This is a genomic window from Pseudomonas sp. 22082 (genome assembly GCF_052046055.1).
Taxonomy (GTDB): Bacteria; Pseudomonadota; Gammaproteobacteria; order Pseudomonadales; family Pseudomonadaceae; genus Aquipseudomonas; species Aquipseudomonas pharyngis.
This window is the reverse complement of sequence record NZ_JBQEQB010000034.1, coordinates 7,897-21,311: the sequence shown is the minus strand read 5'-3', so window position 1 is coordinate 21,311 and position 13,415 is coordinate 7,897. Positions and strand designations below refer to the sequence as shown.

General features: G+C 60.3%; 12 protein-coding genes. 5 read left to right on the top strand and 7 right to left on the bottom strand.

Annotation, left to right across the window (positions count from 1 at the left end; all coding sequences use genetic code 11):
* Positions 1–134: 134 nt before the first annotated feature.
* Positions 135–1,028 (bottom strand): TIGR02285 family protein, encoded by an 894-nt coding sequence (locus ACTJK9_RS27810; RefSeq protein ID WP_440817542.1) that lies wholly within the window; start codon positions 1,026–1,028, stop codon positions 135–137.
* A gap of 13 nt (positions 1,029–1,041) precedes the next feature.
* Positions 1,042–2,241: a CaiB/BaiF CoA transferase family protein gene (locus ACTJK9_RS27805; protein WP_085611440.1), complete on the bottom strand. Its 1,200-nt coding sequence runs from the start codon at positions 2,239–2,241 to the stop codon at positions 1,042–1,044.
* A gap of 146 nt (positions 2,242–2,387) precedes the next feature.
* Between ACTJK9_RS27805 and ACTJK9_RS27800 the strand changes: the two genes are divergently transcribed.
* The 4 genes from ACTJK9_RS27800 (at position 2,388) to ACTJK9_RS27785 (ending at position 6,646) form a co-directional block, all read left to right on the top strand.
* A complete protein-coding gene (locus ACTJK9_RS27800; protein ID WP_064593644.1) occupies positions 2,388–2,930 on the top strand; it encodes a YaeQ family protein in 543 nt (180 codons plus the stop codon).
* A 54-nt stretch (positions 2,931–2,984) separates the two neighbouring features.
* Complete coding sequence (gene recJ / locus ACTJK9_RS27795) at positions 2,985–4,694, top strand: single-stranded-DNA-specific exonuclease RecJ (RefSeq protein WP_440817539.1); 1,710 nt, start codon at positions 2,985–2,987, stop codon at positions 4,692–4,694.
* A 224-nt stretch (positions 4,695–4,918) separates the two neighbouring features.
* Positions 4,919–6,025: an NADH:flavin oxidoreductase/NADH oxidase gene (locus ACTJK9_RS27790; protein WP_440817536.1), complete on the top strand. Its 1,107-nt coding sequence runs from the start codon at positions 4,919–4,921 to the stop codon at positions 6,023–6,025.
* 87 nt (positions 6,026–6,112) lie between these two features.
* Positions 6,113–6,646, top strand: coding sequence for a GNAT family N-acetyltransferase (locus ACTJK9_RS27785; RefSeq protein ID WP_440817534.1), 534 nt, complete (start codon positions 6,113–6,115; stop codon positions 6,644–6,646).
* A gap of 157 nt (positions 6,647–6,803) precedes the next feature.
* Here the strand turns inward: ACTJK9_RS27785 and ACTJK9_RS27780 are convergent, their stop codons facing one another.
* Positions 6,804–8,432, bottom strand: a complete 1,629-nt coding sequence (locus tag ACTJK9_RS27780) for a glucan biosynthesis protein D (RefSeq protein ID WP_007954654.1) — start codon at positions 8,430–8,432, stop codon at positions 6,804–6,806.
* A gap of 404 nt (positions 8,433–8,836) precedes the next feature.
* On the opposite strand from ACTJK9_RS27780, the gene ACTJK9_RS27775 reads away from it, so the two are divergent.
* The gene (locus tag ACTJK9_RS27775) at positions 8,837–9,022 is read left to right on the top strand and encodes a hypothetical protein (protein ID WP_007954656.1); all 186 of its coding nucleotides are present in this window, start codon (positions 8,837–8,839) and stop codon (positions 9,020–9,022) included.
* A 10-nt stretch (positions 9,023–9,032) separates the two neighbouring features.
* On the opposite strand, the gene ACTJK9_RS27770 is transcribed toward ACTJK9_RS27775, so the two are convergent.
* The 4 genes from ACTJK9_RS27770 to ACTJK9_RS27755 all read right to left on the bottom strand — a co-directional run bounded on the left by ACTJK9_RS27770 (position 9,033) and on the right by ACTJK9_RS27755 (position 13,304).
* On the bottom strand, positions 9,033–9,236 hold the full coding sequence (locus ACTJK9_RS27770) for a hypothetical protein (protein ID WP_085611443.1): 204 nt from the start codon (positions 9,234–9,236) through the stop codon (positions 9,033–9,035).
* 100 nt (positions 9,237–9,336) lie between these two features.
* Positions 9,337–9,843: a BRO-N domain-containing protein gene (locus tag ACTJK9_RS27765; protein ID WP_440817530.1), complete on the bottom strand. Its 507-nt coding sequence runs from the start codon at positions 9,841–9,843 to the stop codon at positions 9,337–9,339.
* A gap of 406 nt (positions 9,844–10,249) precedes the next feature.
* Entirely contained in the window at positions 10,250–11,734 is a 1,485-nt protein-coding gene (locus ACTJK9_RS27760) for an APC family permease (protein ID WP_440817527.1), read from the bottom strand.
* Between the two features lie 145 nt (positions 11,735–11,879).
* Positions 11,880–13,304 (bottom strand): gamma-aminobutyraldehyde dehydrogenase, encoded by a 1,425-nt coding sequence (locus tag ACTJK9_RS27755; RefSeq protein ID WP_440817524.1) that lies wholly within the window; start codon positions 13,302–13,304, stop codon positions 11,880–11,882.
* Positions 13,305–13,415 lie beyond the last annotated feature (111 nt).

The following is a 13,415-nucleotide window of genomic DNA, read 5'->3' as shown; positions in this document are numbered from 1 at the left end:
CGGTCAGACCCGGTAACAGCAGGAGCAAGCATTGTGCTCCGGTGCTTGTCGCTTGCTGCTACGGGTCTTTGATACAGGCCACGTTTAACCCCGAGTCGTCTCCCCACTTCTCGGGGTTTCTTTTTGCCCGGATTTCACTGCGCGGCTTGTCGCTGGAAGAAAATCCGCGCCTGTTCCAGATAATCCTGACGCCTTTCGGGGTCGAGCCAATCGGCGTAGAGCTGGTTGAGGTGATCGTGGGGCAGGGTGCGCAACAGCTGATTGATCTCGGTGATCGCCTGTCGACCCGCCGCGGTGTCGGTGCAGCCGACATGGCCCGACAGGTACTTGCCCGTACCGCGAATCGGAAAGAACAGCAGTTCGTCCTCGGCGATCTCGGCCTGGCGCGCCTGATAGCGGATTTCCGGCCAGTAACCCAAAACTACCTGCAAACGTCCCAGGCGCTGCATCGACAGCAGGCTGCTGAGCGCATCGTTGCCGTAATGGGGCGTCAGCGCGCCGCTCGGTGCCTGATGCAGCAATGTATCGATGTACTCGCCATAACTGCGCTCGGCTACCACACCGACTTTTCGCTCGCCGTTGGCCAGAAATGCCGACAGGTCGACTTCATCGTCGACCAGAAACGGCTTCAGCACTTCGCGATCTCTCTGACGCACCACCAGGCCATTGCTGACAGCGCGAAACGCGGGGATGGAGAAGGCGATCCATTGCGCCCGCTCCCTGTTCCAGATCAGCGAAGGATCGCAGGCGAAGGGATGTTCATGCAGCATTTGAGTGCCACGGGCGCGATTGACCCGCATCAAGGTGTGTTCGTATTGCGGCATGCCGGCAATCAGCATCGGCATCAATTGATCGATAACGCCCTGGCCCTTTTTCGGACCCTCGAAGATCGTCAGTGGCGGCAGGTCGCGCAACAGCCAGATCAGCGTCGGTTTGGCCTGCGCCCACGCTGGCAGTACCATCAGGAACAGCAGGCCGAACAACCGCCAGGTCCACCAATGGTGGGCGCGGTTCGAGGCCGAGGGCATCAGGGGCTTCAGCTCAGATGGCTCCGTCTTCGCGCAGCCGGGCGATCTGCTTCTCGTCGTAGCCAAGATCGTGGAGTACCTGCGCATTGTGCTCACCGAGCTGCGGTCCGACCCATTCGGACGTGCCGGGTGTCTCAGAGAGTTTCGGCACGATGCCCGGCATCTTGAAAGGTTTGCCGTCCGGCAGTTTGGCGTGCAGGAACATTTCCCGGGCCAGGTATTGCGGATCGTTGAACATGTCTTCGGCACTGAAGATCCGGCTGGCCGGAACTTCGGCCTGATTCAGCAGATCCAGCACGGTTTGCAGCGGCAGCGAATTGACCCAGCGATCGATCACCCCATACAACTCGTCACGACGGCTGTCGCGCCCGTCGTTGCTGGCCAGCGCCGGGTCGTTTGCCAGATCTTCACGGCCGATGATCAGCATGAAGCGCTTGAAAATCGCATCGCCGTTGGCGCCGATCTGCACATGTTTGCCGTCGGCGCTGGTGTGGATCGAGGACGGGGTGATGCCCGGCATGATGTTGCCGGTGCGCTCACGAATGAAGCCGAAGACATCGAACTCCGGCACCATGCTTTCCATCATGGCGAAGATCGCTTCGTACAGCGCCACATCGACCACCTGGCCGAGACCGCCGTTGACCTCGCGATGACGCAAGGCCATCAACGCTCCGATCACGCCCCACAAAGCCGCAATCGAATCGCCGATGGAAATTCCGGTGCGCACCGGCGGGCGGTCTTCGAAACCGGTGATGTAGCGCAGGCCGCCCATGGATTCGCCGACCGCACCGAAACCTGGCTGATCTTTCATTGGCCCGGTCTGGCCGAAACCGGACAGGCGCACCATCACCAGTTTCGGGTTCAGCGCATGCAGGGTTTCCCAGCCCAGGCCGAGTTTTTCCAGCACGCCGGGGCGGAAGTTCTCGATCAGGATGTCGGCTTCACCCAGCAGTTTTTTCAGGATCGCCAGGCCATCGGGGTGTTTGAGGTTCAGCGTCAGGGACTTTTTGTTGCGCGCCTGGACGAACCACCACAACGAAGTCCCTTCATACAGCTTGCGCCATTTGCGCAACGGATCCCCGCCGTCCGGCGACTCGATCTTGATCACTTCGGCGCCGAACTCGCCGCAGATGCGCGAAGCAAACGGCCCGGCAATCAAAGTACCCAATTCAATGACTTTCAGACCGCTGAGCGGTTTGTTGGCGAACGGCATGCGAGATCCTGTAGGACAAGGCTGAGCAGATACAGCGTTTTAACATAGCCGGCTGTCAGTCGCGCAAGGTTGATCGCCATCAATTCGTGGATTGCCTACAGCATCGGTTAGACTTGCCGACTTTCCTCGTATCAAGAAGCCCGTTCATGGCCCAGCCGTCCACTACCTACAAATTCGAACTGAACCTCACCGACCTTGACCGCAGCGTCTACGAGAACGTGAAGCAGACCATCGCCCGCCATCCTTCGGAAACCGAAGAACGCATGACCGTGCGGCTGTTGGCCTACGCGCTCTGGTACAACGAGCAACTGTCGTTCGGGCGTGGTCTGTCGGACGTGGATGAACCTGCGCTGTGGGAAAAGAGTTTGGACGACCGCGTCCTGCACTGGATCGAAGTCGGCCAGCCGGATGCCGATCGCCTGACCTGGTGCTCGCGCCGCACCGAACGCACCAGCCTGCTGGCCTACGGCAGCCTGCGCGTCTGGGAAGGCAAGGTGATTCCGGCGATCAAAAACCTGAAGAACGTCAACATTGCCGCTGTTCCGCAGGAAGTGCTGGAAACCCTGGCCAAGGACATGCCCCGCGTCATCAAGTGGGACGTGATGATCAGCGAAGGCACGATCTTCGTCACCGACGACCGTGGCCAGCACGAAGTCCAGCTCAGCTGGCTGCAAGGCGAGCGCGGTTAATTCCGCGTTACTCCCGAAAAATCCCACGTATTCAAGAGAAGCTTCTGTCACCCCATGCGTATCGATCCTCGCCCGTTGCCCGCCACTCTGCCGTTTCTCGGTGAACTGCCACCGCTACTGACCCGCCTGTACGCGGCGCGGGGCGTGCAGTCCGAAGCGGAGCTGGACAAGAGCCTGGCGCGGCTGATTCCGTTCCAGCAGCTCAAAGGGATCGATGCGGCGGTTGATCTGCTGGTGACGGCGCTGGAGCAGCGTCAGCGGATCCTGATCGTTGGCGACTTCGACGCCGACGGCGCGACGGCCAGCACCGTCGGCGTGCTCGGTTTGCGCCTGCTGGGCGCGGCGCACGTCGATTATCTGGTGCCGAACCGCTTCGAATACGGCTACGGCCTGACCCCGGAAATCGTCGAAGTCGCGATGACCCGCGAGCCGCAACTGTTGATCACCGTCGACAACGGCATTTCCAGCGTTGAAGGTGTCGCGGCCGCGAAGCGCCATGGCCTGAAGGTCTTGATTACTGACCACCACTTGCCTGGCGATGAACTGCCGCAAGCTGATGCACTGGTCAATCCGAACCAGCCTGGTTGCGAATTTCCAAGCAAGGCGCTGGCCGGGGTCGGGGTGATTTTCTATGTGTTGATGGCCTTGCGCGCACGCCTGCGCAGCCTCGGCTGGTACGAAAGCCAACCACAGCCGAACATCGGCGAACTGCTGGATCTGGTGGCGCTGGGCAGCGTCGCCGACGTGGTGCCGTTGGATGCCAACAACCGGATTCTGGTGCACCAGGGTCTGGAGCGAATTCGCGCCGGACGGGCGCGGCCGGGGATCAAGGCGATCCTGGAAGTGGCCAAGCGAGAGGCGTCGCGCATTACCTCTACCGACCTCGGTTTCATCGTCGGCCCGCGCCTGAACGCGGCGGGGCGTCTGGATGACATGAGCCTGGGCATCGAATGTCTGCTGACCCACGACCCTGCGCTGGCGCGGGAAATGGCCGCACAACTGGACGGCATGAATCAGGACCGCAAATCCATCGAGCAAGGCATGCAGCGCGAAGCGCTGGCCCAGCTCAAGGACTTGCCGGTCGAGTCGATGCCGTTCGGATTGTGCCTGTTCGATCCGGAATGGCATCAGGGTGTCATCGGTATTCTGGCTTCGCGGATGAAGGAGCGTTACTTCCGCCCGACCATCGCCTTCGCCGATGCCGGCGACGGCCTGCTCAAGGGCTCGGGCCGTTCGGTGCAGGGTTTCCATATTCGTGATGCGTTGAGCGTGGTCGCGGCACAACATCCGGATTTGATCAGCAAGTACGGTGGCCACGCGATGGCGGCCGGTCTGACCTTGCCGCAGGAAAATTTTCCGTTGTTCGCCGAGGCATTTGACGCTGAGGTGCGTAGGCAGCTTCGGGAAGAAGATCTGACCGGGCGCCTGCTGTCGGACGGCACGCTGGCGGTCGAGGAATTTCATCTGGAGCTGGCCCGCGCCCTGCGTCACGCCGGGCCGTGGGGCCAGCATTTCCCAGAGCCGCTGTTTCATGGCGTGTTCCAGTTGGTCGAGCAGCGAGTGGTCGGCGAGCGGCACCTGAAAGTGGTGCTGAAAACCGAATGCGGTTCGGTGAAGCTTGATGGCATCGCCTTCGGCATTGATCGTGATATCTGGCCGAACCCGACGATCAAATGGGTCGAACTGGCGTACAAGCTCGATCTGAACGAGTTTCGCGGCAATGAGACCGTGCAACTGATGATTGCCCACATCGAACCGCGTTGACGCCTTCGCGAGCAAGCTCGCGCAGGCGGACTTACATACACAGAATTACTCTGAACCCTCCCTCATCCCCGGATGTCGACTAGGCTCTAAGCACTGCTTGATTGGCCTTGTGACGTCTTGTCGAATTTTTTGCCCGCGGGGGCGGGTGCTGCACCTTTTTCCTGTCACTCGTCGACTTTTCAAACAGAACCCTGGAGCCTGCCCACTGATTTGAGAGGTGCCCCATGAGTCTGCTGCTTGAACCCTTTACCCTTCGCCAACTGACCCTGCCCAACCGCATCGCCGTGTCGCCCATGTGCCAGTACTCCAGCGTCGATGGCCTGGCCAATGACTGGCATCTGGTGCACCTCGGCAGCCGTGCGGTGGGGGGCGCTGGCCTGGTATTCACCGAAGCCACGGCAATCACGGCCGACGGGCGGATCACCGCCGAAGACTTGGGCCTGTGGAACGACGAACAGATCGCACCGTTGCAACGCATCACCCGTTTCATCACCGCCCAAGGCGCAGTGGCCGGCATTCAACTGGCCCACGCCGGGCGCAAGGCCAGCACCCACCGGCCGTGGATCGGCAAGCACGGCAGCGTCAAACCGGAGGACGGTGGCTGGACGCCGGTCGGGCCTTCGCCGATTGCCTTCGACCCACAACACACCCAACCGAAACAGCTGGATGAGAGTCAGATCGCCCAAGTCATTCAGGACTTCGTGGCCGCAGCCAAGCGTGCGCTGACCGCCGGTTTCAGTGTGGTCGAGGTGCATGCGGCGCACGGTTATCTGCTGCACCAGTTTCTGTCGCCGCTGAGTAATCAGCGCCGCGATCAATACGGCGGTTCATTCGATAACCGCATTCGTCTGGTGCTGCAAGTGACCGAAGCGGTGCGCGCCGTGTGGCCGGAAGAACTGCCGGTGTTTGTGCGCCTGTCGGCTACCGACTGGGTCGAGGACGGCTGGAACCCGGATGAAACCGTGGAGCTGGCGCGACGCCTGAAAGCCTTGGGGGCTGATTTGATCGATGTCTCATCGGGCGGCACGGCAGCCAACGCCGAAATCCCCGTGGGTCCGGGATATCAGACGCGCTTCGCCGAACGGGTGCGCAAGGAGTCAGGCATCGCCACCGGGACCGTGGGAATGATTACCGAGCCGGCCCAGGCCGAGCACATCCTGCGAACCTGTCAGGCCGACATCATCTTCCTTGCCCGTGAGCTGCTGCGTGATCCGTACTGGCCGCTGCACGCCGACGATGACCTGGGCGGCCGCAAAGCGGTGTGGCCGGCGCAGTATCAACGTGCGACCCATCGGGATCAGCCGATTCATGAGTCTGATCTGCGGGATTGATCCGACCTGTCGCAGCGCCTATAAAACCCGCCATTGAAAAGGCGGGTTTTTTCTTGCCTATCGTTGGAATGCAAAGGAATGGATCGCATGTTGATCGAACGAGAGTTGACGGAATCCGACTTGCCGCTGCTGGCGCTGATCGACCGCAGTGAACTGGTCGAGGAATGTTATCGCGTGGAAAACGGTGAGCTGGTTCTGTATCCGGCGCGTTTCGACATGCGCGGGTGGCCCGAAGGGGAGGCGGAGGAGAATGCGCGGGTATTGGAAAAATGCTGGCGCAGCGGCGGTTGGCTACACGGGATTTTCGATGGGGAGACACTGGTGGCAGCGGTGGTTGTGGATAACCGGGTTATTCACAATCAGGGCCTGAAGATGCGGCAGTTGAAGTTTCTGCACATCAGCCGTGCCTGGCGTGGGCAGGGGCTTGGCGGGCGATTGTTTGCCCTGGCCTGCGCCCATGGTCGGAGGATCGGCGCCGAGGCGCTGTATGTCTCGGCGACCGAGTCGCGCAATACCGTGGAGTTCTATCAGCGTCAGGGTTGCCGGTTGGTTGATCACCCGGATCCTGAGTTGTTTGATCAAGAGCCCAAAGACATTCATCTGTATTGCCCACTGACCTGACGCGGTGCCTTCCATCCGATGTTGAATATTCTGACGCTTTCGCGAGCAAGCCCGCTCCCACCCTGGCTCCGTGTCGGTCACACGCTGTGTGATCGAACCAGATCCAATGTGGGAGCGGGCTTGCTCGCGAAGAGGCCCGGGCAGGCGCCTCAAAACATCAAGGATACTTGCGCTTGTCCGGCGCCGGCGGGAAGTACTGGTACAACCAGGTTTCGCTCAGCGTGCGGTCATTGGTGCGTATGAACAGTCGCAGCTCAACTGGCTCCACGCTGTCATTGGTCGGGTACCAGTCGAACAGGATCCGGTAACCCTTGATGTCATCCAGCACCAGCACGCTGAAGTCTTGCACCTTGCCGTTGGAGCAAGTCACCACCGGTTCGATCCCGGTGCCCTGCGGCAGGCGATCCAGGCCGCCACCGGTGAAGTCCACGGCAAAACGACGGGCCCAGACCGGCGGGTAATGCTCACCCGGTGCCCAACCCTCGACAAATCCACCCATGCCCGAACGGGTCGCATGCACCCGCGCCAGCGGCGTGCCGACCGGCGGCAGAGCGCTCCAGTAGAGCTTGTAGCCGTAGTTCAGCGAATCGCCGGCGGCTACCGGTTTCTTCGGCGTCCAGAACGCAACGATGTTGTCCAGGGTTTCGCCGGTTGTAGGAATTTCCAGCAGATCGATAGAGCCTTCGCCCCACGCGGTTGTAGGTTCTACCCACAGGCTCGGACGTTTGCTGTACCAGTCGACGGTGTCCTGATAGTTGGCGAATTCGTGGTCGGTCTGCACCAGACCGAACCCTTTCGGATCGGTGTCGGCGAAGGCGTTGAATTGCAGGGTCGCCGGGTTGTTCAGCGGGCGGCAGATCCACTCGCCGTTGCCGCGCCACATGGCCAGACGATCCGAGTCATGGATTTGCGGGTGAATGGTGTCGCACATCCGGCGCTCGTGGGTGCCGCAGCTGAACATGCTGGTCATCGGGGCGATGCCCAGTTGCTCGATGGCGGTACGGGCATTGATGTGGGCGTCGACTTCCATCACCACGCGCTCGGCCTGGCAGTCGATGTCGAAGCGATAGGCGCCGGTCGCGCTCGGCGAGTCGAGCAGGGCGTAGACCACAAAGCGGGTCGCGTTCTGATCCGGGGTTTCGAACCAGAACTTGGTGAAGTCAGGGAATTCTTCGCGTTTCTTGGCGTAGGTGTCGACGGCCAGGCCACGGGCGGAGAGGCCATATTGGCCAGTGGCATCCACCGCGCGGAAGTAGCTGGCGCCGAGGAACGACACCACGTCATGCCGGTCCAGTTCCGGCGCCTTGAACAACTTGAAGCCGGCAAACCCCAGATCCCCCTTGAGCTGCTGGGTGTCGACCGAAGTGTTTTCATAGTTGAACAGCTGAGGGCGGAAATGCACCTCGCGGGCCGTGCGGGTCTTGGGATCGACGCTGTACATGCGCACCGGCTGACGGAAACCCATGCCGACGTGGAAGAACTGCACATCGAGCTGACCCTTGTTTTCCTTCCACAGCGAATGCTCGCCGTCATAGCGGATCGCATTGAAGTTCTGCGGGGTCATGGTCGCCAGGGTCGGCGGCAGCACCTGTTTGGTGTCCTGATAAGCGCTGCCGGCCAGTTGTTTGGCCTGGCGCTTCAGCGTTTCGAAGTCGAAGGCCTGGGCTTCACCGTCGGCGGCACCGCCAGAGGCGGCCCAGGCGCGTGCGGCGAGCAGGCCGGAGGCGGAAAGGCCGGTGTAAGCCGCAATGGCCATGGACGCTTTGAGCAAATTCCTGCGGTGCATAAATACAACCTGTCGTGGACAATCCCGCGCCGTTCCTGGCACGTACTGGATCAGAAATTACGGTTCGGACAAGCCTTCGGCCAAACGCTACGGACTAGTAACAGATGCCCGCTAGCTTAATCGGTTCGCCGATTTTGCAAAATTCATTGATAGCACGGCGACAGCGTCTCAATGAAACAAGACGTTACGGTTATTTATCTCACAGACTTTTCTGATTTATAGGGCATATCTGCTTTTTTCGACTAATTACTCTAAAAACAGCTTTTCAGCGCCGATTTAATTTCTATTCTATGGGCATCGCCGGTCACGACCCATCCGACCGGCAGGGCTCAAATCGCTGCTTAAAGGAGCAGGGCGATGCGGTTTTCGAGAAATTTCTGACGTACTGGAAAAGGACATCGTCCATGACAAAAGGACAAGGCATCACCGAAATGTTAGGCATCTTTCCCTGCCTCACCAACGTCCGGCGAAGACGCCGGCTCAGTCCCGACGAACTGAAACTGGTGGAGCGTTACCGGGAGTTGTCGGAGAGCGACCGGATTGCGATGCGGTATCTGGTGGATGCGATGAGGAGTGTTTCGCGGTTTTGAAACAGGAGGTTCACCGTGAAAGCCATTTGGCTTTCACGGTGGCCAGATCAATCAACTTACCCGCGTCAGCGTCGGCGATGCCGACATGGATTGCGTGCAGATGCTCGGCAACCGCACATTGTTTGACGAGTTTTTGCAGGTAGTCTTCAGCAAAATTCTCGTCACTCGGGATGATTTCGAGAATGGGCTGAAGTGCGGGGATGGCGTTGCGCATCAGTTAGGGACTCGCTCAGAAATGTGTCGAGGTTGATGGTGAACATTGAAGGGGCTGACTCTGGAGTCCGCCCCTTTTTTCATTGGGCCAAGTGAGGCCGTCAGCTACATGTCCCCGATACCTGATAGGGCTGCTGACCGAGCACCAACTCCGGCACATCACGCCATTTCACCCAAGCCTGTTGTTGCCAGTGCAGCAGCGGCACGGTGACGCCGGCCCAATGCACGGAGCTCAGGCTCGGGCAGTTCTCCGCTGTTACTGAGCTGGTTTCACGCAGGATGGGAATCACCTCATTGCTCAGCCATTGGCGCAGATTGCGGTTTTCCGGAATGAAATGGTGGACGAGCAGCGCGTACATGCCGGATTCGCTGACCATCGGGGTCTCGACAACATCGCCGTCCTTGCGCAGGCGGACGGTGCGGCGTTGGTCGGGGTCAAGTTTGAGCGTGACGCGTGGGTTCAAGGGATGGCCCATCATGCGGCCCAGATCTTGAGCGCAGAACCAGGCTTGATGATCAAGCAGGAGGGCGTGGAGGAAGCGGTTGTGGCGGGTGAAGACGGTGGGAGTGAAATATTCAGTATTCGGATTGTGAGTAGGTGCTGGCATGAGATGACTTCCGTTTCGAGTAGGAAAGTCGCCACCAACTCTTCGAAAAGTTGGGTGGCGAACCGAGTGGCGTTCGAAGTCGGGTTACTTCCTGTCGAAACGGAAAAGGCGGAAGGCCCGCGCCACACGGCCCGCCATAACGCAGAACTGAAGTTGCAAAGCAGCCGCAGTTCAATGGGGGCACGCAAGCACCGTTTTGACAGATTTCCGGCTTCGACCCCGGGCCGCTGATTGGGCAGCGACGGGGTAAAGCCTATCGGTCAGGCGCTAGCGGCGCCAAGTCTACTCTGCCGACGCCATTCGTAGGAAAGGGGACTGAATGCTGAGGGTTCGGTCTGTAGGAAGCGAGTAACTGACGCTGAAAGAAATCAGCCCCGAAATTGTGATAAATCCGGGGCTGTTTTTCTTAGCGACTAACTTTCCACGCATCCCCAGCCGGCGCCTTCCCATGGTCATACGGCTTGCCAATCCACATATAAATCAACCCCAGCCCAATCACGATCGCCGTGCTCAGCACCATCGCGTAGTTGATGTACCACGCTGCATCCGGCGTGCGGGGCCAGGCCATGTTGATGATTGCGCCGACGCCGTAGACCAGCGCGCCGATGTTCACCGGCCAGCCCCAGGCGCCGAGGGTGAATTTGCCGCTCGGTTTCCAGCCTTTGCTACGGGCGTAAAGGGCGGCGAGGACGATCATCTGGAATGCGAGGTAGATGCCGATGGCGGCGAAGCTGACGATGGTGGCCACGGCGTCTTGCAGGAAAAATCCGAGGGCGATGATCAGGCCGGGCAGGACGCCGGACACGAACAGCGCGGCAACTGGAACCTGAGTCGTAGGAGAAATCTTTTTCAGCAGTCGGCTGCCGATGACCATTTCATCGCGAGCGTAGGAATACAGCAGACGACTTGCCGCCGCTTGCAGGCTGATGACGCAGGAGATGAAGGAAATCATTACCACGCCCATCACCACTTTCGAACCGATCGGGCCGAAGGCGTTGTTGAGGATGGTGGTGACCGGGTCCTTGTCGGTGCCGTTGATCACGGCCTGCATGTCCGGCACGGCGAGGATCAATGCCAGGCAAGCGAACATCGCCGCGATACCGCCGATGTAGATGGTCATGCGCATGGCCACCGGGATTTTCTTGCTCGGGTTCGGGGTTTCTTCGGCCACATCGCCGCAGGCCTCGAAGCCGTAGTAGAGGAACATCCCCGCCAGCGACGCGGTGAGGAACGCCGGCAAATAGGAGCCGTCGACGCTGATGTCGAAAGTGTTGAACAGCACGCTGATCGGTTGGTGACGCTCGAAAATCAGCAGGTACACGCCGACGATCACCGCGCCGACCAGTTCGCAGAGGAAGCCGAACATGGCGATCCGCGCCAGCACTTTGGTGCCGCTGAGGTTCACCAGTGTGGCGAACAGCGTCAGCACCAGAGCGATGACGATGTTGGTGTTGTTGCTCGGTTCAAAGCCCAGCATGGCCGCGAGGTACGGGCCGGCGCCGACCGCAACGGCGGCGATGGTCACGCACAGGGCGATGGAGTAGATCCAGCCGACCATCCACGCCCATTTTTTACCCACCAAGCGGCGCGCCCAAGGATAGACGCCGCCGGAAATCGGGAACTGCGAAACCACTTCGCCGAAGATCAGGCACACCAGCAGTTGCCCGCAACCTACCAGCAAGTAAGCCCAGAACATCGGTGGCCCGCCAGCGGCCAGGCACAGGCCGAACAGGGTATAAACCCCTACGACCGGTGACAGATAAGTGAAGCCCAGTGCGAAGTTTTCCCACAGGCTCATGCTGCGGTTGAAGTTGGAGGTGTAGCCCAGTTGGCGCAGTTGTTCGGCATCGCTGTCGGCAACGGCGGCTGAGAGATCGGGTGATGCACTCATGTGTGTTTGCTCCGTGAAATCGGCAGATTTCGGATGGCCGAAACCGTGGCGGGGCCATGAAGACGCCGCCCGGATCGGTAGTTATTGTTTTGAATGCCTGGTGATGCGGATGACCGGTTTCTGCCTTGAAGCCGGGGGGATGCCTTTAGTGCTTGAACATCACATGCCGAACCGTGGTGTAGTCCTCCAGCCCGTACATGGACATGTCCTTGCCGTAGCCGGACAGTTTCTGACCGCCGTGGGGCATTTCGCTGACGAGCATGAAGTGCGTGTTCACCCAGGTGCAGCCGTACTGTAACCGCGCGGACAGGCGATGCGCGCGTCCTACATCCGCCGTCCACACCGAAGACGCCAGGCCGTAGTCCGAATCGTTGGCCCATTCCAACGCCTGAGCCTCATCGGTGAATTTGGTCACCGACACCACCGGCCCGAACACTTCGCGACGGACGATTTCGTCGTCCTGCTGGGCGTCGGCCAGCACGGTCGGCTCGAAGAAGAAACCACTGCCTTCGACAGCCTTGCCGCCAGTGATCAAGCGAATGTGCGGTTGCGCCACGGCGCGTTCGACAAACCCGGCCACGCGGTCGCGATGCTGGGCGGTGATCAGCGGTCCCAGTTCGGTCGACGGATCATCCTGCAAACCGTACTTGATGCTGCTCACCGCTGCGCCAAGCTTCTCGACGAACTTGTCGTAAATACCTTGCTGGGCGTAGATCCGGCACGCGGCGGTGCAATCCTGGCCGGCATTGTAGAAGCCGAAGGTGCGAATACCTTCGACCGCCGCATCAATGTCGGCGTCGTCGAAGATGATCACCGGGGCCTTGCCGCCCAATTCCATGTGCATGCGTTTGACGCTGTCGGCGGTGCTGGAAATGATGTTCGAACCGGTGGCGATGGAGCCGGTCAGCGACACCATGCGCACTTTCGGATGGGTCACCAGCGGACTGCCCACGCTCGGCCCACGTCCGAACACCAGATTGAGTACACCGGCCGGGAAAATGTCCGACGCCAGTTCGGCCAGACGCAACGCGGTCAGCGGGGTTTGTTCCGACGGCTTGAGCACCACGGTATTACCGGCGGCGAGGGCCGGGGCGATTTTCCAGGCGACCATCATCAGCGGGTAGTTCCACGGCGCAATGGACGCGATCACGCCCACCGGGTCGCGGCGGATCATCGAGGTGTGTCCGGGCAGGTATTCGCCGCCGGCCGAACCGCTCATACAACGGCTGGCGCCGGCGAAGAAACGGAACACGTCGGCAATCGCCGGGATCTCGTCATTCAGCGCGGCGCTGTAGGGTTTGCCGCAGTTGTCCGATTCCAGTTTGGCCAACTCTTCGCCGTGGTCTTCGATGGCGTCGGCGAGTTTGAGCAGCAACAGTGAACGGTCTTTCGGTGTGGTCTGCGACCATTCGGCGAAGGCACTGTCGGCGGCGCGCACGGCGGCATCGACCTGGGCTTCGGTGGCCTCGTTGATTTCCACCAGCACTTCACCGCGTGCCGGGTTGAGCACCGGTTGCGCCGGGCCTTCGCCGTTGACCAGTTGGCCGTTGATCAAGAGTTTGGTTTGCATGTTGTTGTCCTCTTCGAAGCCATTGTTATTTTTCTGAAGAAACCGGGTTCCATTGTGGGAGCGGGCTTGCTCGCGAAGGCGTTGGGGCAGCCGACATCAATGCTGAATGTG